The 19,901-nt window shown below is 62.6% G+C and carries 18 protein-coding genes; 10 read left to right on the forward strand and 8 right to left on the reverse strand.

Going from position 1 to position 19,901, the window contains the following annotated elements; genetic code table 11:
* Positions 1-123 precede the first annotated feature (123 nt).
* Complete coding sequence (locus ATY76_RS09160) at positions 124-1,626, reverse strand: protein adenylyltransferase SelO (RefSeq protein WP_088674448.1); 1,503 nt, start codon at positions 1,624-1,626, stop codon at positions 124-126.
* A 255-nt stretch (positions 1,627-1,881) separates the two neighbouring features.
* Here ATY76_RS09160 and ATY76_RS09165 point away from each other — a divergent pair, with 255 nt between their 5' ends.
* Positions 1,882-3,336 (forward strand): MFS transporter, encoded by a 1,455-nt coding sequence (locus tag ATY76_RS09165; RefSeq protein WP_088674449.1) that lies wholly within the window; start codon positions 1,882-1,884, stop codon positions 3,334-3,336.
* A 265-nt stretch (positions 3,337-3,601) separates the two neighbouring features.
* Here the strand turns inward: ATY76_RS09165 and ATY76_RS09175 are convergent, their stop codons facing one another.
* Entirely contained in the window at positions 3,602-4,549 is a 948-nt protein-coding gene (locus ATY76_RS09175) for a homocysteine S-methyltransferase family protein (protein ID WP_088674450.1), read from the reverse strand.
* Positions 4,550-4,770: 221 nt separating this feature from the next.
* On the opposite strand from ATY76_RS09175, the gene ATY76_RS09180 reads away from it, so the two are divergent.
* Positions 4,771-5,445, forward strand: a complete 675-nt coding sequence (locus tag ATY76_RS09180) for a TetR/AcrR family transcriptional regulator (RefSeq protein ID WP_088674451.1) — start codon at positions 4,771-4,773, stop codon at positions 5,443-5,445.
* On the opposite strand, the gene ATY76_RS09185 is transcribed toward ATY76_RS09180, so the two are convergent.
* Positions 5,442-5,963 (reverse strand): DUF1697 domain-containing protein, encoded by a 522-nt coding sequence (locus tag ATY76_RS09185; RefSeq protein WP_088674452.1) that lies wholly within the window; start codon positions 5,961-5,963, stop codon positions 5,442-5,444. The genes ATY76_RS09180 and ATY76_RS09185 overlap by 4 nt on opposite strands.
* A 202-nt stretch (positions 5,964-6,165) precedes the next feature.
* Positions 6,166-8,274: a S9 family peptidase gene (locus ATY76_RS09190; protein ID WP_088674453.1), complete on the reverse strand. Its 2,109-nt coding sequence runs from the start codon at positions 8,272-8,274 to the stop codon at positions 6,166-6,168.
* A 252-nt stretch (positions 8,275-8,526) separates the two neighbouring features.
* On the opposite strand from ATY76_RS09190, the gene ATY76_RS09195 reads away from it, so the two are divergent.
* Together ATY76_RS09195 and ATY76_RS09200 are read left to right on the forward strand one after the other, a co-directional pair.
* Entirely contained in the window at positions 8,527-8,916 is a 390-nt protein-coding gene (locus ATY76_RS09195) for a DUF930 domain-containing protein (protein WP_088674454.1), read from the forward strand.
* A 97-nt stretch (positions 8,917-9,013) separates the two neighbouring features.
* Positions 9,014-9,811: a polysaccharide deacetylase family protein gene (locus ATY76_RS09200; protein ID WP_088674455.1), complete on the forward strand. Its 798-nt coding sequence runs from the start codon at positions 9,014-9,016 to the stop codon at positions 9,809-9,811.
* A gap of 204 nt (positions 9,812-10,015) precedes the next feature.
* Here ATY76_RS09200 and ATY76_RS09205 read toward each other — a convergent pair whose 3' ends face one another.
* The 3 genes from ATY76_RS09205 to ATY76_RS09215 all read right to left on the reverse strand — a co-directional run bounded on the left by ATY76_RS09205 (position 10,016) and on the right by ATY76_RS09215 (position 13,494).
* A complete protein-coding gene (locus ATY76_RS09205) occupies positions 10,016-11,305 on the reverse strand; it encodes an FAD-dependent oxidoreductase (protein ID WP_088674456.1) in 1,290 nt (429 codons plus the stop codon).
* Between the two features lie 18 nt (positions 11,306-11,323).
* Positions 11,324-12,490: an AI-2E family transporter gene (locus ATY76_RS09210; RefSeq protein ID WP_088674457.1), complete on the reverse strand. Its 1,167-nt coding sequence runs from the start codon at positions 12,488-12,490 to the stop codon at positions 11,324-11,326.
* Positions 12,491-12,633: 143 nt separating this feature from the next.
* Positions 12,634-13,494 (reverse strand): VOC family protein, encoded by an 861-nt coding sequence (locus ATY76_RS09215; protein ID WP_088674458.1) that lies wholly within the window; start codon positions 13,492-13,494, stop codon positions 12,634-12,636.
* A 295-nt stretch (positions 13,495-13,789) separates the two neighbouring features.
* Between ATY76_RS09215 and ATY76_RS09220 the strand changes: the two genes are divergently transcribed.
* From ATY76_RS09220 to ATY76_RS09235, 4 genes are all read left to right on the forward strand, one after another.
* A complete protein-coding gene (locus tag ATY76_RS09220; RefSeq protein ID WP_088674459.1) occupies positions 13,790-14,209 on the forward strand; it encodes a universal stress protein in 420 nt (139 codons plus the stop codon).
* Positions 14,210-14,383: 174 nt separating this feature from the next.
* Positions 14,384-15,052 carry a hemolysin III family protein gene (locus tag ATY76_RS09225; RefSeq protein ID WP_088674460.1) on the forward strand — a complete coding sequence of 223 codons (669 nt, stop codon included), beginning with the start codon at positions 14,384-14,386 and terminating at the stop codon, positions 15,050-15,052.
* 80 nt (positions 15,053-15,132) lie between these two features.
* Positions 15,133-15,648, forward strand: a complete 516-nt coding sequence (locus ATY76_RS09230) for a GNAT family N-acetyltransferase (protein WP_088674461.1) — start codon at positions 15,133-15,135, stop codon at positions 15,646-15,648.
* Positions 15,649-15,821: 173 nt separating this feature from the next.
* Complete coding sequence (locus tag ATY76_RS09235) at positions 15,822-16,523, forward strand: pentapeptide repeat-containing protein (protein WP_088674462.1); 702 nt, start codon at positions 15,822-15,824, stop codon at positions 16,521-16,523.
* A gap of 61 nt (positions 16,524-16,584) precedes the next feature.
* Here ATY76_RS09235 and msrB read toward each other — a convergent pair whose 3' ends face one another.
* Positions 16,585-16,998 carry a peptide-methionine (R)-S-oxide reductase MsrB gene (gene msrB, locus ATY76_RS09240; protein ID WP_088674463.1) on the reverse strand — a complete coding sequence of 138 codons (414 nt, stop codon included), beginning with the start codon at positions 16,996-16,998 and terminating at the stop codon, positions 16,585-16,587.
* Between the two features lie 189 nt (positions 16,999-17,187).
* Between msrB and ATY76_RS09245 the strand changes: the two genes are divergently transcribed.
* Positions 17,188-17,403, forward strand: coding sequence for a hypothetical protein (locus ATY76_RS09245; protein ID WP_088674464.1), 216 nt, complete (start codon positions 17,188-17,190; stop codon positions 17,401-17,403).
* Positions 17,404-17,531: 128 nt separating this feature from the next.
* Positions 17,532-19,898, forward strand: coding sequence for a putative monovalent cation/H+ antiporter subunit A (locus ATY76_RS09250; protein WP_088674465.1), 2,367 nt, complete (start codon positions 17,532-17,534; stop codon positions 19,896-19,898).
* Positions 19,899-19,901: the final 3 nt, after the last annotated feature.

The following is a 19,901-nucleotide window of genomic DNA, read 5'->3' on the forward strand; positions in this document are numbered from 1 at the left end:
GCCTTTCAACCGCCGCGTTTGCCGCAGGTTGGCGCCAGGTTCGGATGCATGGAATCGAACCGTCTTGCCGGAGGCAAACAGTTATCGCGGCCATATGCCCAATGATGCAGGCGAAACCGTCCGTTATGTTCCGCAGAAGGTCGCAAGCACCCGTTCGTGCGGCTGTGGCGGTTCGCTATAGGCGGCGGAATCCGGCTGGTGGTCATAGGGCTTGGCGAGGACTTTCAGCAGCGCCTCGAACAGCGAGAAATCGCCGTTTTCAACCGCGGCATCGATCGCCTGTTCGACCCGGTGGTTGCGCGGAATGAAGGCCGGATTGACGCTGCGCATCGCAGCGGCGCGCTCGGTCGCGGTTTGCGGATCGTGTGACAGTCTCTCCCGCCACCGCGCCAGCCATTCGCGGGAGGCATCCGGTTCCCGAAAGCTTGCCGTGAACGCGGGTTCGGCGGCGTTATCGCCCGCAAGATCCGACAGCCGCCGGAAGGTCAGCGTGAAATCCGCTGCTTGCGCCTGCATCAGCGCCAGCAGCGCCTGGACCAGTTCGAGATCGCCGTCCTCTTCGCCGGCAAGCCCGATCTTTGCGCGCATTCCCTTCAGCCAGTGCGCCTGGAACCGTTCGCCATAGGCGCGGATCACCACATTCGCCTTGTCGACCGCGCCGTCCTGGTCGGTGTCGATCAGCGGCAGCAGCGTTTCGCCGAGCCTTGCGAGGTTCCATTGGCCGATCGCGGGCTGATTGGCGTAGGCATAGCGTCCATGCTGGTCGATCGACGAGAAGACGGTGGCGGGATTGTAGCTATCCATGAAGGCGCAGGGCCCGAAATCGATCGTCTCGCCGGAGACGGTCATATTGTCCGTGTTCATGACGCCATGGATGAAGCCGACATGCAGCCAGCGGGCGATCAGCGCCGCCTGGCGCTCCGAGACGGCTTCGAACAGCGCGAGATAGGGATTTTCCGTTTCTTTCAATTCCGGATAATGCCGCTCGATCACATAGTCGGCCAGAGCGCGCACGCCGTCGATATCACCTCTTGCCGCAAAGAACTGAAAGGTACCGACCCTGATATGGCTTGCCGCCACGCGGGTGAAGACGGCGCCGGGCAGCACCTCTTCGCGATAGACTGGCTCGCCCGTCGTCACGGCCGCGAGAGCCCGCGTTGCCGGAATACCGAGCGCAAACATTGCCTCGCTGATGATATATTCCCGCAGCACCGGCCCGAGCGCTGCCCGCCCATCGCCGCGGCGGGAAAACGGCGTCTGCCCGGCGCCCTTCAGCTGAATATCGTAGCGCTTGCCGTTGCGGTCGACGACCTCGCCGAGCAGGATCGCTCGCCCGTCGCCGAGCACCGGCGAAAAGCCGCCGAATTGGTGCCCGGCGTAAGCCATGGCCAGCGGCTCGGCTCCTTCGGGAACGAGGTTGCCGGAGAAGATTGCCGCCCCGTCGCGGCGCAATGCCTCGACGTCGAGCCCGAGCTCTCCCGCCAGCGGCTCATTGAGCTTGATCAGCCAAGGTTCGGTAACCGGCGTTGGCGTTTGCGGCGCAAAGAAGCGCTGGGGCAGGCCGGCATAGCTGTTGTCGAACGGAAAGGCCGCGCCGGGCCGGTTTTTCTCAAGGGCGGAGGTCATCGTTCATAGGTAGGGCCGGGGTGCCTGCGGTGCAAGCCGGTTCTGCTCAAGCGGAAAGCTTCACGAAGATCGGGCCGGTGCAAGGAATCGTGATCTACCTTTCCCTCTCGTCAAAGCTGCTTTGCCATAAAGGACATAGCGCCGCCACGATCGCAGGCGTATAGCAGATCGTCTCCCCTTGGCCTTGCGCCATATCATCCCCGCGGCCTTGCTGCCTTCTGTGCTCCGCCGCGCCACCGCGAGTGATCCCGGACGATGTCGGATCAGATTTACCAGGCGCCGATGGTTCGGCGCGCCGCGCCCAATTTCCGGGTGATCGCGATGATTATCGCGAGCGCGATGCTGATGGAAAACATCGACGCCACAGTGCTGGCGACCGCGCTGCCCACCATGGCGCGCGATTTCGGGGTCAGCGCCCCGGCCATGTCGATCGCGCTGACCTCCTATCTCCTCAGTCTTGCGATCTTCATTCCGGCAAGCGGCCGCATGGCCGACAGTTTCGGCTCGCGCACCGTGTTCCGCGCGGCCATCGCGGTCTTCGTCGCCGGCTCCGTCCTCTGCGCGCTCGCGCCGACGCTGTCGTTCCTGGTGCTGGCGCGGCTGCTTCAGGGCTTGGGCGGCGCGATGATGATGCCGGTCGGGCGCCTCGTGCTGATGCGCAGCGTCGCCCGCAAGGATATGGTCAGCGCCATGTCCTGGCTGCTCGTGCCGGCCTTGATCGGTCCCATCATCGGCCCGCCACTCGGCGGCTTCATCGTCACCTATCTCGACTGGCGCTGGATCTTCTACATCAACGTGCCGATCGGCATCATCGGCATGATCTTCGTCTCGATCTATATCGAAGAGGTGAAGGGCAAGGCGAGCGGCCCGTTCGATACGATCGGCTTCATCCTGTCGGGCATCTCGCTCGGTTCTCTGCTCTTCGGCTTCGAAATGTCGAGCCATCAAGGCGAGGCCGCCTTCTCGATCTTCCTCATCGCTCTCGGCCTGATCTTCGGTATCGGCTACCTCAGGCATGCCCGTAAGCACCCGTCGCCGATCATGGATTTCTCGCTGATGAAGGTGCCGAGCTTCGGCACCTCGGTCATCGCCGGTTCGCTGACGCGCATCACCCAGGGCGCGCAGCCCTTCCTGCTGCCGCTGCTCTTCCAGATCGGCTTCGGACTGTCGGCCGCTGCGGCCGGCCAGATCGTCATCGCGACCGCGCTTGGCGCTCTCGCCATGAAGCCGATGGCGAAATTCGTCTTCAGCAGATTGGGTTTCCGCCGCAGCCTCGTCCTCAACGGCATTCTCGGCACAGCGGGTTATGGCCTCTGCGCCGCCTTCCGGCCGGACTGGCCGATGCCGCTCATCTTCATCGTTCTGGTGCTCAGCGCCTTCTTCCTGTCGTTCCAGTTCACGGCCTACAACACCATCGCCTATGACGAGATCGACAAGGAGCGGATGAGCTCGGCGACGAGCTTCTACACCACCTTTCAGCAGCTCATGCTGTCGCTCGGCATCTGCATCGGGGCCTTGGCGCTGCACGGCTCCATGGCCTTGTCAGGTGCGCAAATGCCCACGCTCGACGATTTCTCCGCCGCCTTTGCCGTCGTCACCATCATCTCGATCACCGCGACCGTCTGGAACCTGCGCTTCTCGCCGACCGCCGGCGAGGAGATCAGCGGCTATAAGGCCAAACGGACGAAAGGCGCCGCCGCCGAAGGCTGACGCCGCCTTTCCTCTCGTTAGAAGCCGACAGGCCCCCCGCGGCGGCTTGCGTCGCAATCGCCTGCCCTCGTGCCGGTCGGCCTCGAGTCCGTAGGCGGCCGGCCCGCCGAAGGCCGCAAGATCGATATCCCGCAACGCGACCTCCACCATAGCCTCGGGCTCGGCGCGTCCGCGCCGCCCCGTAATCGCAAGCCACAGACCGCGCCAGCCTTGCCGGCGCGACATCGCCCCCACCACCGTCATCGTCCCGTCCTCCCTTTTGGGCTCATGCCGCCTGCGGCAGGCACGCCTCGCAGATTGCCGCGACGTGACGATGATCGGTGCCACAGCAGCCGCCGAGCACCCGCAGTTCAGGCATGCGATCGAGAAGCTTGCGGTATCGCCGTCCAAGATCTTCGGGATCGCCGGCATCGAGCGTCTCGCTGTTATCGAGCTGCTCGTGGCTCATGGTCGAGGCATTGGCGCGGATGCCGGAAATGCGCTTCACCCATGCGCTGCCATGATCGAGAGCGCCTTCGAAATGCGTCGGATGCGCACAATTGATCATGTAGTAAACAGGTGCTCCGCCGGTTGCCATGTCGGTCGTCTCGATGGCGTCCTGAATGCTGCGACCCGTCACCAGCCTGCCGTCCGTCTCCAGCGTGAAAGAGATGGCGCAGGGCATGGCGAACGACTTCGCCGCGCGCGCCACGCCGATCGCCTCGTCGATATTCGTCAGCGTGAAGGCGCTCACCATATCCGCTTCGGTGCCGGCGAAGGCCTCGATCTGGAAGGCGTGGTAATCCTCCGCTTCGTTGGCGCTCATCATGCCCGCCTTGTAGCCGTCGCCGCGCGGGCCGATCGCGCCGCTGATGACGATCGGCTGCCCCGGCTGCTCATAGCTGCTGCGCAAGCCGGCCAGCAATTCGACGGCTTCTTCGTTTGCCGCCTTCAGCGCTTCGCTCGTGTAACCGAGCTTTCGCCCCCAGTCGGGGTTAGCCCGCCATGTGGCCGTGTCCAGCACGAAGCCCGTGCCGTGCCGCCGTGCGATATCGAGATAGCGGCGATAGTAATTCCGCGTGCGGTTCCGGCCGTCTTCGGAAGCCAGCAATACGAAAGCGGCGAAATGCGGAAGCGCGATCCCTTCCTGGAAGATCATCGTCGTTTCCATGCCACCATCGGTCAGGAAGGTGCCGCCTTTGAGTTGCGGCAAATCATGTCTGTACTTTCCCATTGTTGTGGTCTCTCCCGTTGCGGCGCCTGAAATGGCGGCCGTCGATGAGTAATGTTCTGCCGCTTAATCGGCTGCCAAACTAGGCGACTTGAGGTATACTGGCGGAAGTTTCGATTTTAGCGGATTGAAATCAATCGCTTGGCTCAGCCGATGCTGCCGGGAACCGAAGCGGGTGCGGACCTTCGGCGCTCGAAACTGTACCGCCGGTACAGGAGGGAGAGATGCGAAAGGGAGAGGAAACGCGGACCCGCATCCTCGATGTGGCCGAAGCGGCGGTATTGCAGAAGGGTTTCGGCGGCACCTCCATCGAGGAACTGATCGCCGAGACCGGCATCACCAAGAGCGGTTTCTTCTATCACTTCAAGGATAAGAACGAGCTCGCCAAGGCGCTGCTCAACCGCTACATCGAAAACGACGAGCGCATTTATGACGAGATATTCGGCCGTGCCCGCGACCTCATGGACGATCCGCTGCAAGCCTTCCTGCTCGGCCTGAAGCTGCTTTCCGAACTTCTCTCCGATCTGCCAAACGGCCATCCCGGCTGCCTCGTGGCGACCGTCTGCTATTACGAGCGGCTGTTCGACCGGGAGATACAGGAGACCAACCGGAACGCGGTGCTTGCCTGGCGTCGCCGCTTCGGCCGCATGCTCAGGGAAATCATGGACGTCTATCCGCCGCGCGAACCCGTTGATGTCGATCAGCTTGCCGACATGGTTTCCTCCGTCCTCGAAGGCGGCATCGTCCTGTCGAAGACGCTGAAGGAGCCGAATACGCTGGCCGAGCAGGTGCTGATGCTGCGGACTTTCGTGCGCCTGCTCTTTCTGCCGGCTGTCGAGCAGCCGCTTGCCGTCGTCAGGCAAGGCCAGGCCTTTGGCGCCGCCGGCGGCCAGCCTTAGCCGGCCTCGATGTCGGCCGCCATTTCGGCGAGCTTGCGCATAGTGTTGAGGTTGCGGGACGTTCCGGGCTTCAGCGCCGGCAGCTTCAGCTTCGACCGGCCGGAGCCATTGGGATAGTGCACATAGATTTCCCGCCCGGCGAGCTTCACCTCCTCGCCGTCGGGCGCCACCATCTTGTCCAGCGCATCGCCGGGCGCCTTTTCGGGCAGAAGATAGACGAGCAGGAAGTTCGGCTTGGCGTCGGGGAAGGGGGCGCTGGCGACGATGTCGCTGAGTTCCTTGCGGGTCCTCACCATCACGCCCGGCCGCTTGCCCATCTTCTGCCCAAGGGCTTTGTCGAGCTTCTCCTCGACTGCTTTTTCGGATTCATCCGAGCGGAAAAGCACATTGCCGCTCTGGATATAGGTCTTCACATCCGCAAAGCCGAGACCTTCGCAGATCGCCTTCAGCTCGGCCATCGGCAGCGAACCGGTGCCGCCGACGTTCACGGCGCGGAGGAGGGCGATGTAGACGGGCATTTCTCTCTCCTCTTGGAGCATGTGCCGTGTGACACCCCCCTCTGCCCTGCCCGGCATCTCCCCCACAGGTGGGGAGATTACAACGCTTCGCCGTGCTGAAACGCGAGTTGTTGAGCAAGTCGGTGCGCCTAGCCAATCTCCTCCTTGTGGGGGAGATGCCCGGCAGGGCAGAGGGGGGTGCAACATGATACACCCTAACCTCTCACATCTTCCCCGCCACCTTGATCGCAAACGCATATTCGAACGCGGTTTCCTCCAGTCGCTGGAAGCGGCCGGAGGCGCCGCCGTGGCCGGCGTCCATGTTCGTCTTGAGCAGGATCGGAGCACTGCCGGTCGTCTTGTCGCGCAGCTTCGCGACCCACTTGGCGGGCTCCCAATAGGTGACGCGCGGGTCAGTCAAGCCGCCGAGCGCCAGGATCGGCGGGTAGGCCTTGGCGCCGACATTGTCATAGGGCGAGTAGGAGGCGATCTGCTCGTATTCTTCCTTGCTTTCGATCGGGTTGCCCCATTCCGGCCATTCCGGCGGGGTCAGCGGCAGCGTGTCGTCGAGCATGGTGTTGAGCACATCGACGAAGGGAACGGCGGCGATGAGGCCGGCGAATTTTTCCGGCGCCATGTTGGCAACGGCGCCCATCAGCATGCCGCCGGCCGATCCGCCCTCGGCGATGATCTTCGCGTAAGAGGTGAACTTCTGTTGATTCAGATAGTCGGCCGCGGCGATGAAGTCCTTGAAGGTATTTGTCTTCTTCTCCATCTTGCCGTCTTCGTACCAGGCGAAGCCCTTGTCTTTGCCGCCGCGGATATGGGCGATGGCGTAGACGAAGCCGCGGTCGGCAAGCGACAGGCAGTTGGTGTTGAAGCCGGCCGGAATGGTTATGCCGTAGGCGCCGTAACCGTAGAGCAGGCAGGGTGCCGAGCCGTCGAGCGGCGTATCCTTGCGGTAGAGCAGTGTGACCGGCACCGTCTCGCCATCCCAGGCCGGCGCGAAGACGCGGCGGGTAACGTAGTCGTCGGGATTGTGGCCCGACGGCACGTCCTGGGTCTTGAGCAGCGTGCGCTCGCGCGTCACCATGTTGTAGTCGTAGAGCTGCGACGGCGTCGTCATCGAGGAATAGGAAAAGCGGATGACATCCGTGTCGTATTCCGCCGCGCCCGAAAGCCCCAGCGAATAGGCTTCCTCGGCAAAGGCGATCGCATGTTCCTCGCCGGTCCGTCGGTCGCGGATCATGATCCGCGGCAGCCCGTCCTTGCGCTCCAGCCATAGGAGATGGCGGGCATAGGCCATGTGGCTGATAATAAGCGTGCCCGGCTTGTGCGGCACCACTTCGCGCCAGTTTTCCTTGCCCGGTCTGTCAACCGGCGTTTCCATGATCTTGAAATCCTTGGCGCCGCCGTCATTGGTGAGGATGTAGAAGACGTCGCCGCCCTCGGTCAGCGAATATTCGATGCCTTCCTCGCGCTGTGCCACCAGTTTCGGCTCGGCGGTGAGGTCCTTGGTCGACAGCAGCCGGTATTCGCTCGTCTCATGGTCGTGAATGTCGATGTAGATGAAATCGTCGAGCAATGAGCCGCCGACGCCCATGAAGAAGCCGGCATCCTCCTCCTCATAGACCAGCCGGTCTTCGGACTGCGGCTGGCCGAGAATATGATGAAACACCTTCGAGGGCCGGTGGTTCTCGTCGAGCGCCGAATAGAAGAAGCTCTTGCCGTCGGGCGCCCAGACGCCACCACCACCGGTATTCTCGATCCGGTCATCGAGGTCTTCCCCGGTCGAGAGGTCGCGCACCTTCAGCGTGAAGAATTCCGATCCCTTGTCGTCGTAGCCCCAGATGCCGCGGCTGTGGTCGGTCGTGTGATCGAGGCCGGCGAGACGGAAATAGGCCTTGCCGGATGCCTCCTTGTCGCCGTCGAGCAGCACGCTGCGGATCGTCTCGTCGGCGACGTTGCCGTCGCGCGGAATGCGAAAGTAACGCGGCTGTTCGCCGCCGGTCACATAAAATGTGCCGTAGGCGTAGGCGCCGTCCTTCATCGGCACGGAACTGTCGTCTTCTTTGATGCGGCCGCGCATCTCGGCAAACAGCACCTTCTGCAGCGGCTTGGTATCCTCCATCGCCGCGTTCATATAGGTGTTTTCGGCTTCGAGATGCCGGCGGATCTCCGGATCGAGGATCGACGGATCCTTGAACATCGCCTGCCAATTGTCGGCGCGCAGCCAGGCATAGTCGTCCGTTCGGGTAATGCCATGGCGCGTATTGGAGATCGGCTTTTTCGGTGCGGCGGGCGGTGTCGGCAGGCTCTTGAAGACGGACAAGGAATGGCTCCGGGTCGATAGGTCGGGATAGGAAGAGATAGAGGCGCGCCGACGCCGGATCAAGCGGCAAGGCTGCGCCAAAGACCGAGATGACCTTCCACAGACAAGGAGGCGGCTGTGTCCGCGCTGCCTTGATGTCACCACAATGTTTAAGAAAGTCCGCTATCTCCGCGAATTTGCACGTTGCCAAGCCTCCGGCAAGCTGCCGGCGGCAGAGTGAAGATTGCATAGCAGTAAGGGATTTTCTTCGACATGCCGAAACGTCTGCTCCTGTTTGTATCCCTCGCCGGCCTCGCTGCCCCCGCCTTTGCCGTCGATCCCGCCATCAAGAAGCAGCTGGAAAAACTCGACCCCTCGACCCGCCTGGAGCAGAGCTGCGATACCGAGGCAATGAGCCGCATCAACAGCGACAGCACCGGCTTCAAGCCCGACAAGGTCATCGCCTATACATTCAAGGATCCGATCCCGGGCGACAACTCGCTGAAGGCGCCGGGCGCCGTCTTCCGCAGCAAGGGCGATTGGTATCATCTCTCCTACACCTGCATCACCGGCCCGCAGCACATCAACGTGCGCCAGCTCGACTATCAGATCGGCGAAAAGGTGCCACGCGAGAAGTGGGACAAGTATTATCTCTATGATTGATGCCTTTGTCTGCGCAGTTGCGGTGACATCCGGCCACATGGCGCCGGACGACCGCCATCGGTAGAATCCACGGATCGAAACATAGAATTCGCGCGATATGAAACGCATCCTGCTCGCTTCGGCGCTCCTTTTGACCGTCACCGTCAACGCATTCGCGACTGACGCGCCGTCAGCATCGGCAGTGCCGCCCATGGCCGCCGTCGCTCCGACTCCAAAGACACCAAAGCTCGTCGAACCGCATCTCCATATCGCCCGCTCCAACGTTGCCGGCCATGCGCGTATCGCGTTGACCTTCGACGCCTGCATGGGGCAGGCGGACGAGCGCATCCTTTCCACCCTGGTGCGGGAGCGCATTCCGGCGACGATCTTCGTCACCGCCCGCTGGTTGAAGCGCAATCCCGCCGCGGTTGCCGTATTCCTGCAGCATCCGGATCTCTTCGAGCTCGAAAACCACGGCGAGAACCATATCCCGGCCGTCGACACGCCGGCGCTGATCTATGGCATCGCCTCGGCCGGTTCGCCGCAGGCGGTCAGGCAGGAGGTCGAAGGCGGTGCCGCCGCCATGGTCGCGGCCGGCATCCCGGCGCCCCATTGGTTTCGCGGCTCGACCGCCAAATATGATCTCTCCGCCATCGGCGAGATCCGTGCCATGGGCTATCGCATCGCCGGTTATTCGGTGAATGGTGACGGCGGCTCGCTGCTGGGGGCGGTTATCACCGAAAAGCGCATCGCCTCCGCTAGGGATGGCGATGTCGTCATCTCCCACATCAACCAGCCCACCCATGCGGCGGGCGAGGGGGTGGTCAAGGCACTGGTCGATCTGAAGGCCAAGGGTGTTGAATTCGTTCGCCTGGAGGACGTCGAGGATATGGGCGACGAGAGGACGACGGAGTAGTTTGTAGGACGTGCCGTGTGGCACCCCCCTCTGCCCTGCCGGGCATCTCCCCCACAAGGGGGGAGATCGACTCGCGGATAGCATCTCCCCAAACAATTGATGTAGAGCGAGCGGGTCCGCCCAGCCGATCTCCCCACCTGTGGGGGAGATGCCCGGCAGGGCAGAGGGGGGTATCCCACGGCAAGACAGCCAATATGCGACGGCTTACCTCAACTCCTCGCCAGCCCGCACCACGTCCTCTCCAAAGCCCCGCACCCCCGGTCCTTCCCGATCGAGCGCGAAATCCTCGAACCAGTCGCGATGGATCCCGGCGATCATCGCGCCGATCATCTGCGCTGCCAGATAGGAAAACGTGATGCCGTTGCCGCCATAGCCATAGGCGGCGAGCACATGCGGCATGCCGGGCACCGGGCCGATAAGCGGTAGGCCGTCAACGGTCTCGCCGAAGGTGCCGCACCAGGCATGGGCGACACGCGTATCCGCCTTCGGCCATAGGCGTTTCATCTTTTCCAGGATCGCGGCTGTTTTCGCCGGCAGCTTCCGGTCGCGCGCTTCGGCATCGATCGTCTCATCGTCCTCGCCGCCGACAACGATGCGATTGTCCGGTGTCGTGCGCATGTAGAGATAGGGGTGGCTGGCTTCCCAGATCAGCGCCCTGTCGCGCCAGAACTGCGCTGGATTCTGGATCACGGTTGCAAGCGCCCAGCTCGAAGTCGTCCGGTGCAGTTTCGGCATGTCGATGCCAGGCATCGAATAGCCGGTCGCCAGCACGGCATGCCGGGCCTCGACGACCCGGCCATTGGCATCCGCCGACACGTGATTGCCTTCGATATGAAGCGCAGTCACGGAAGCGCTGACCAGCCGCGCGCCGCGCCGGACGGCCATCTCGATCAATGCCCAGGTCAGCAGCAGCGGGTCGGCCTCGGCCGAACCCGGCGAATAGATTGCGCCGTCCCGGTCGAGCTCGAATTGAGTGAAGAGATCCGGATGTTCCAGATAGACGCCGGGCAGGCCGGCCCGGCGACGAAGCTGCCGCTCCTCCATGAGATCGCGCGCGCCTTCGCGATTTGCGGCGAGGTAGAGCGTGTTGCGCGGCCGGAAGCCGCAGGCAATGCCGTTTGCCGCGATCAGCTTGGACAGGCCGGCGACCGACGCGGCGCTGCGGCGGTAGATGCCGGCGGCGCGCTCGAAGCCGTAATAGGCCTCTAGTTCGCCGAGCGTGCTGTCGATTTCCCATTGCAGCATGGCCGTGCTGGCTGCCGTGCTTCCGAAGCCCGGCTCTTCCCTGTCGATGATCGCCACGGAAAAGCCGCGCGCCGTGAGATGTTCCGCAACCAGCGCGCCGGTGATGCCGCCGCCGATGACGACGACATCTGTGGAGAAGCTCTGCTCGATTGGCTGCCACGCGGGTCTTATACCGCTTTTTCCCCAAAGCGACCGGCCGCTCGTCATCTGGCCGTGATCGGATTCGCCAAGGTCGAGATCGGATGCCACGAGCGTCTCCCGTTCTGTCTATTTCGGCAATTGCGGCTGCGGTTTTTCCTCGATCAGCAATTCCTCGATAACAGTCATGACGATCAACGAAAGCGGCAGCGCCAGCATCGCGCCGACCGCGCCCCACATCCACGTCCAGAACAGGATGGCGAGGAAGACGATGAAGGGATTGATTTCCAGCCGCCGTCCCATCACCGCCGGGAAGATCAGGTTCTCCATGACGAGATGCACGGTGAAGAAGGCGACTGCCGGCATCAGGCCGACGACGATGCCGTCATGCGTCAGGATGCCGGCGATCGCGACGGAAAGCGTCATCAGCGTGATGCCGAGATAGGGGATGAAGCTCGATACGAAGGCGAAGAAGCCCCAGAGCACCGGTGCGGCCAGCCCACCCGCATAGGCGATGAACGTCATGACGACGCCGAGCCCGATATAGATCAGCGAGGCCGTGGCAAAATAGAAGCCGAGCACCTGCTCGACCGCATTGATGACGCGGATCGCAGCCAGACGCTGCGTGCGGGTGCGGAAGGTCATGATGACCGTCTTGCGCAGGTTCACTCGGCTGGCGAGGAAGAGCAGCAGGGCTGCGAAGAAAATCAGCCCCTGGACCAGCGCCGGCGTCAGGTTTGTTGTCACCACGTGCAGCACGTTACCGGTGTTTTCGAGCAGCGCGCCGATCGACATTGGCCCGCTTTCGAATGTCGCCGGCGTGATATGCAGCCACTCGATGCGTTCGAGATAGGGCATGATGCGGTTGATGCTTCGCTCGATGAAAGCCGGTGCTTCGTTGACAAGCACCATCAACGGGTCGGCGAGCGAGTTGACCAGCAGGAAGATCACCAGCGCCACGGCGCTCGACAGGAGGACGGCATTGGCCAGCCGCGGCACGCCCATCTTGCTCAGATTTTCCGCAACCATGCCGAGGATCATGCCGACGACGACGGCAAGCGTGATCGGGATGAGGATCAGCGACATCATGTAGACGGCGGCGAGGCCGAGTATGGCGAAGATGCCGATGATCGCCCAGGCCATGCTGATATCGAGCCCGTCCTTCTCCAGCCGATGGAGCGGCGGAGGCGGCAGCTCTTCCGCCGCTTCCCGCAGCGTTTGCGCCCAGGCGCTGGTGCGGCGTTCGCCGATCACGATCTTCTTTGCTTGTTTGCGGATGCCGTTGGCGATGCCCATGCGGAGGAGGTCCCCGAAGCCCCATTGCTTCGCGACGGAAACGCACTGGCGCGGTTCCGGTTCCCTTGGGACCTGGCGGCTTGGAAGAGACCGTCCGATAAGGCGTCACCAGGGCGGTTTCGCGCGCATCGCCCGGCGGAAAATTACGCCGAAAGCGTCAGGCCGATGCCCCACGGATCCTTCAGAAACACGCCGCCGTCGCGCTTCTCGCTCTTGATTTCGAGGTCGTCGAGCTTGGCGACGGCCTTGCTCAGCGTTTCGGCGTCGTTGAAACGGATCGTATAGTCGGAGAGCCCGGTCATATTCTCGGCGCGCGCGGCAGCGCCCCGGCTGTTCCAGATATTGGCGCCGAGATGGTGATGGTAGCCGCCGCTCGCAAAGAAGCTGGCGCCGGGATAACGCGCCATCAGCTTGAGGCCGAGCACGTCGCGGTAGAAGGCGTCGGCCTGGGGGATGTCGCCGACCTGCAGATGCAGGTGGCCGATCGCCGTCCCGTCAGCCATCCCGCCCCAGCGGTCTTCGGGGGCGCTGTCATAGAGCGCCTGCAGGTCGAGTCGCTGTGTTGCCATCTGCACCATGCCGTCCGGCTGGAACTTCCATTGCTCGTGCGGCCTGTCGGCATAGATCTCGATGCCGTTGCCTTCGGGATCGGAGAGATAGATTGCCTCGCTGACCAAGTGGTCCGAAGCGCCGTCGAGCACAACGTTGTTGTGAGCGGCATGGCGCAGCCAGCGCGCCAGTTCGGTACGGTCGGGCATCAGGAAGGCGGTGTGGAAAAGGCCGGCGGCATTGCGCGGCGCGACGCGGGCATTGCTGGCTGTCGTAAGCGTTAGCAATGGCAGATCGCCCGCACCCAGCACTTCGCCGCTTGCCGTCTTCTCGATAACCTTCAGACCGAGCATCGATTGATAGAAGCCGGAAACGAGACCGAGATCGGTGACGATGAGATGCGAACGGTCGATATAGGCGGGCCGCGTCAGCGCATAGGAAGTTTCGGTTGTCACGGATTTTTCTCCTGCCTCTGAATTGGCCCTTGAAAGGGAAGGCGTACCGACGGTGGCGCCAAGAATGCCGCCTGTAGCAAGTCCGAGAAAGTTTCGCCGGTTCATTCGCCTCTGATGTCCTCTCGGATGCTGTACTTGATCGCTATATGGCGGATTCCGATTGTTCACAGAAGATCTGTTTTTGAGGATGAAGCGTTGAGCAGACGTTGACGATCTCTTGCGTCCACTTGATCGCGGTCAATGCGCTCATATCTTCTTTTAAGGAACTTACGCATGCATCGTCATGGAGGGCAGCATGTATAGGAAAATCATAGTAGCGATCGCGCTCGGCGGCATCGACAAGGGTGAATTAATCCTGCGCAAGGCGGCGTCCCTGCTGGACGAGGGCGGTGAGATCGTCACGCTCAACGTCATCGAGGACGTGCCGACCTATGTCGCGGTCGAACTGCCGGCCAATATCGTCGAGGACGCGATGAAGGAGGGCCGCGACAAGTTGGGAGCCTTGGTCGCCCGAACCGGCATTCCGGCAACGATCGAGATTCGCAACGGGCCACCCGCCAAAGCCATCATCTCGACCGCCGAAAGCCTGGGCGCCGATCTCATTATCGTCGCTTCGCACATCCCGGACTTTTCCAACTACTTCATCGGCGCCACGGCCGACCGCGTCGTGCGCCATGCCAAATGCTCGGTGCTGGTCGACCGGCAGAAGGTTTGATGTCGCGCAGTTGGATTTTTTCGGACTGCCGCCGGTTTCATGCCGGCCCGCTGTCGAAGGCGCGCCGGCTTGCGGCCTGTCACGAAGATTTACCGGCCGCGCGGTTCGCCGCAGTTGCGCCTCTCACCGTTCGATGAGACGATCTCCATCGAATTGTGAGACGGATGGGCGTGCATGGGCGAGTTCAACGGCATTCGCTGGGCTTACGATAGATATGAACTGATCGCCGACGGTATCGTGCACGGTGTCGGCCTCGTGCTGGCGCTGATCGGGGCGACCGCGCTGATCTTCTACGCGACCGTCTGGAGTTCCCAAGGTGCGCTCGCCGCTGCCTGGATCTACAGCGTCGGGCTGGTGCTGACGCTTGCCATTTCGTTTTCCTACAATGCCTGGCCTGTCTCGCGCACGAAATGGTATCTGCGCCGTCTCGATCATTCGGCGATCTTCATCCTGATCGCCGCCACCTATACGCCGTTCCTCGAACGCGGGGCGGACGATCCGCTGCTGATGTTCATGCTGGTGGCGATCTGGCTCTTCGCCGCCGCCGGCATCTTCGTCAAATGCGTCTTTCCCGGGCGCTATGACCGTCTCGCCATTCTGCTCTATCTCGCCATGGGCTGGAGCGGCGTGCTGGTTGCCGAGCCGGTGGCTTCGCGCATTCCCTTCGCCTCTATGTTGCTGATCGTTATCGGCGGCCTCATCTATTCCCTCGGCGTCGTCTTCCATGTCTGGGAGAAGCTGCGCTTCCAGAACGCCATCTGGCATGGTTTCGTCGTGACCGCCGCGGCGGTGCATTATTCGGCAGTCTTCACCTGTTTCAGCTCCCCCGCACCTGGTCTCTGAGCTCCTTTTTCGCATCCGGCGTTTACATCTTTCGAGGCGAGGCGTATGCCGCCTTCGCAGACAATACGAGCCGGGCAATCATGACAGACGCCGTCCTCCTCCGCGACGCCACCGAAGCCGACCTATCCGCCATCCGCGATATCTACAATCACGCCGTCGAGCACACGACGGCGATCTGGAACGATACGCTGGTCGATCTCGACAACCGGCTGGAATGGTTCAAGGCGCGTAAAGCGCGGGGCTTTCCCGTCATCGTCGCCGAAATGTCGGGCAAGGTCGCGGGCTACGCCTCCTATGGCGACTGGCGCGCCTTCGACGGCTACCGCCACACGGTCGAGCATTCCGTCTATGTCGACAAGGACTGCCGGGGTGCAGGCATCGGCGAACGCCTGATGCGGGAACTGATCGCGCGGGCCGCCGCCGGCAATATCCATGTGATGATCGCCGGCATCGAGGCGGAAAACACGGCCTCGATCAGGCTTCACGAAAAGCTCGGTTTCCGCGTCGCCGGCAGATTTTCCGAGGTCGGCACCAAATTCGGCCGCTGGCTGGACCTCACCTGCATGGAGCTTCGGCTGCCGGTCAAGGCGGAGTAACCGCCTGACTGGGCAAGGCGGATGAACCGTCTGCCCGGGGTAAGATGTTGCTCCGGCAAATCCATTCCGAACGGGCGCTCGCCATCTTTTTATTGTATTCTGAGCTGTGTAGAAAAGTGAGGCAGCCTGCTTCGCAGATGCGGCCTGGGAGCATCATGGAGGTGAATATATCAATGGCAATGCACAGATCGCCGCTCGGCCTCCTTGCCTTCGCCTTTCTCGCCTTTGCCCCGATCTCCACGCGTGCCGCCGATTGCGGCAGCACGGCCTCGCCAAAGCTCGACTGGCAGGAATGCACCAAGAAGAACCTGATGCTGCAAGGCAGTGATCTGGAAGGCGCCAATCTCTTCGGCACCGATTTTTCGCTGACCGATCTCGCCGGCGCCAACGTCAAGTCCGCCAATCTCGAAAAGGCGACGCTGGTGCGCGCCTCGCTCGAAGGCGCACAAGCCGGCGGCGCCAATTTCGCGAAGATCGAGGCCTACCGCTCCAGCTTTGCCAAGATCGTTGCCGAGGGCGCGTCCTTTGCCGGGGCCGAATTGCAGCGCGCCAATTTTGCCGGCGCCAAGCTGACCGGCGCGAGCTTCGAGAAGGCCGAACTCGGCCGCGCCGATTTCGACGAGGCGGTGCTGACCGGAACGAAATTCTCTTTCGCCAACCTCTCTCGCGCCGATCTCTCCAACGCCACCTTCGAAGGCCCGGCGATGTTTGACCGCGCCTTCATGTTCCTCACCCGCATCGAAGGCCTGGATCTTTCGGCCGCCACCGGGCTCGAGCAGGCGCAGATCGACCTTGCCTGCGGAGATGCCTCGACCAAACTGCCGTCAGGCCTCGCCGCGCCGGCAACCTGGCCATGCCCGGCCGAGCACGAGTGATCGCGCCAACGGCGTATCGTCGAGTTGCAGGCCTGGGTTTATTGCAATAGCTGCAGCGGACTTACTTCCCCGGCTCGAACACCATGGCGTGGCCATTGATGCAGTAGCGCAGGCCGGTCGGCGGCGGGCCGTCGGGAAAGACGTGGCCGAGATGAGCTTCGCAGGTGCCGCAGCGGATTTCGGTGCGCACCATGCCGTAGGTCGTATCGCGATGTTCGGTCACGGCATCGGGCGACACCGCTTCGAAATAGCTCGGCCAGCCGCAGCCGGCGTCGAATTTCGTGTCCGAGCGGAAAAGCGGCGCGTTGCAACCGACGCAGCGGTAAAGCCCGGTCTCGAAAGAATCCCAGTAGGGGCCGGTGAAAGCGCGCTCCGTGCCGTGCTGGCGCGTGATGCGATATTGCTCGGGAGTGAGCTGCTCCTTCCATTCGTCATCGGTCTTGTGGATCTTGGCGGTGGTTGCAGTTTCGGACATGACGTGCTCCTTTTGCCGAGGGGCGGTTCCGTTTCGCAAGAAAATGTGGTGCCTCGTCCTGGCTTCATCAAGTCTGCGGCGCCGCGCCAGGAGATTCGCGGCATACCGCAATTGGGGGAAGACGCTTGGTTTTACATCCGTTAAGAATTTTCCGTTAGGGTTAATGTTACGTGCATTGAGGAATCACTGGTGTTTGAAGCCGCAATCTTCCTGCTCTATGGCCTGGTGGCCGCGGCCGCCATGGCGGTCACGATGTTGGAAGGCTGGGCCAACCACGACGGATTGACGCTGCATCGTCTCGCCGGGCTTCTCGCTTGCCTCGTCTGGCCGCTGACGCTCCTGCTCTTCATCCTGCACGGCTGTATTGCGCGGCTGCTGACGCGCCGTTCCCGATCAATGGCCTGAACGGCCGCGATAGACTGACGCAATTTCACCTTGCGCTCGAAATTGCTTGAGAGGCCCTACCATTTCGCCTAAGTCAGAGGACGGGCCGGTTTGATCGGCCTTCGTCTATTGCCGGTAGAGGAGGAGACATGGCCGATGTCACGGCTCTGACATTTCTGGCCTTGTGTCTGCCGCTCGCCGGCGCTCTTGCTGCTCCCTTCGTCATTCGCATCTTCGGCGCAAACGGTGCCTGGCTGCTGGCGGTTGCCCCCTTTCTCGCCTTCCTGCATTTCCTGCGTTTCGTGCCTGTCGTCGCGCGCGGCGAGGTGGTTACCGGCGGCTATCCATGGGTCCCGAGCTACCATCTTTCCTTCTCCTGGTTCCTCGACGGTCTATCGCTGGCTTTTGCGCTTCTGATCACCGGCATCGGCACCCTGATCGTGCTCTATGCAGGCGGCTACCTGAGAGGCCACAGGGATCAGGGACGCTTCTTCTCCTTCGTCTTCCTCTTCATGGGAGCGATGCTCGGCGTCGTCGTCTCCGACAGCTTCCTGATGTTCTTCATCTTCTGGGAGCTGACATCGATCACCTCCTTCCTGCTGATCGGCTTCGACCATGAGCGCGAGGCGGCTCGTCGCGCCGCCCTGCAGGCGCTTGTTGTCACCGGCGGGGGAGGGCTCTGCCTGCTGGCCGGTCTGCTGCTTCTCTGGAATATGTCGGGCGTCACGGAGATGTCGCGGCTGATCCGGTTCGGCGATGCCGTGCGCGAAAGCCCGCTCTATCTCGCTGCCCTCATCCTGGTGCTGGGCGGCGCCTTCACCAAGTCCGCGCAGTTTCCCTTTCATTTCTGGCTGCCGAACGCCATGGAGGCGCCGACGCCTGTCTCTGCCTATCTGCACTCGGCCACCATGGTGAAAGCAGGCGTCTATCTGCTGATGCGGCTCAATCCGGTCATGGGGGCAACGCCTGCCTGGGAATTCCTTCTGCCTTTTTTCGGCGGGCTGACGCTGGTCGCCGGCACCGCGCTCGCCATCCGCCAGACCGATCTCAAGCTCAAGCTCGCCTATACCACCGTCTCTTCGCTCGGCCTGCTCGTCATGCTTATCGGCTTCGGCGCGGATTATGCGGTGGAGGCGGCGGCGCTGTACCTTGTGGCGCATTCCCTGTTCAAGGGCGCTCTCTTCATGGTCGCCGGCATCATCGATCACGAGACCGGCACGCGCGATATCACCAGGCTCCGCGGCCTGCGGCGGGCGATGCCGCTGACCTGGATCACAGCGCTTGCGGCGGCGTTTTCGATGGCCGGCTTGCCGCCGTTCTTCGGATTTCTCGCCAAGGAGGAGATCTATACGGCGCTTGCCGGCGGCGATATCCGCGCGCTCACCTTTGTTTCGATCGCCGTGTTCGGCAATGCGCTGATGTTCGCCATCGCCTTTGCGGTGGCGCTGAAACCCTTCCTCGGCCGGCCGATGGAAACGCCGAAACATCCGCATGAGGCCCCCGCGCTGCTTTGGCTCGGCCCCGCCATTCTCGCCGGCCTCGGCCTGCTCGCCGCGATCTTTTCGGCCGACACCCACGCCGCCATATCCTCGCCGATATCAGCCGCCATCCGCCAGTCACCTGTCCATATCGACATTTCGCTCGCGCCGCATATCGGCGTGCCGTTGGCGCTTTCCATCCTGACCGTGCTGCTCGGCATCGGCGTCTATTGGCAGCTGGATCGCGCCCGCTTCCTGATGGCCGCTTTTCTGCGTGCGGCCGGTCCCGGGCCGGATCGTGGCTTCGACGTCGCCCTATCGGGCTTGGTCCGCTTCGCAGGCCGCGTGATGCGTATCCTTCAGCCGGGGCGACTCGAGATCTATATCACCTGCGCCTTCCTCTGCGTCGCAGCCATCCTCATCGTTCCCCTCGTCCTTTATGATGAAATGCCGCGTCTTCCTGCTTGGCCTGCCGATGTCAGGCTGCATGAATGGGCGGTCTTCCTGATCGCTGTCCTGGGCCTTGCCGCCGTGCTCGTCGCCCGCGACAGGCTGACGGCAGTGGTTTCGCTCGGCATCCAGGGTTTCGCCGTCGCCATCATCTTCCTGTTGTTCGGCGCCCCGGATCTCTCCTTCACCCAATTCATGGTCGAGACCCTGTCGGTCGTCATCCTCGCTCTCGTCATGACAAGGCTTCGGCTTTCCCCGGCCGATCGACGCCCGCGCAAAGGCAGGCTGTTCGACGGCGCGCTTGCACTTGCCTGCGGCCTCGGTTTCACGCTTCTGCTGATGCGGGCGACGCAAGTACCCTTCGACAGCGCGTTGACGGATTTCTTCAATGCCTATTCCAAATCGATTGCCCATGGCGCTAACGTCGTCAACGTGATCATCGTCGATTTCCGCGGCACCGACACGCTCGGCGAAATCGCCGTCGTCGCGGTCACCGGCCTTGCCATCCTGGCGCTGATCCGCATCCGCGCCGGCACCGAGCGCAAGCTTGCCGCCAATGATCCCGATGCAATGGAAGCGGAGGGATGATCG

The sequence above is a fragment of the Rhizobium sp. R339 genome, assembly GCF_002211395.1.
In the GTDB taxonomy this organism is placed as follows: Bacteria; Pseudomonadota; Alphaproteobacteria; order Rhizobiales; family Rhizobiaceae; genus Rhizobium.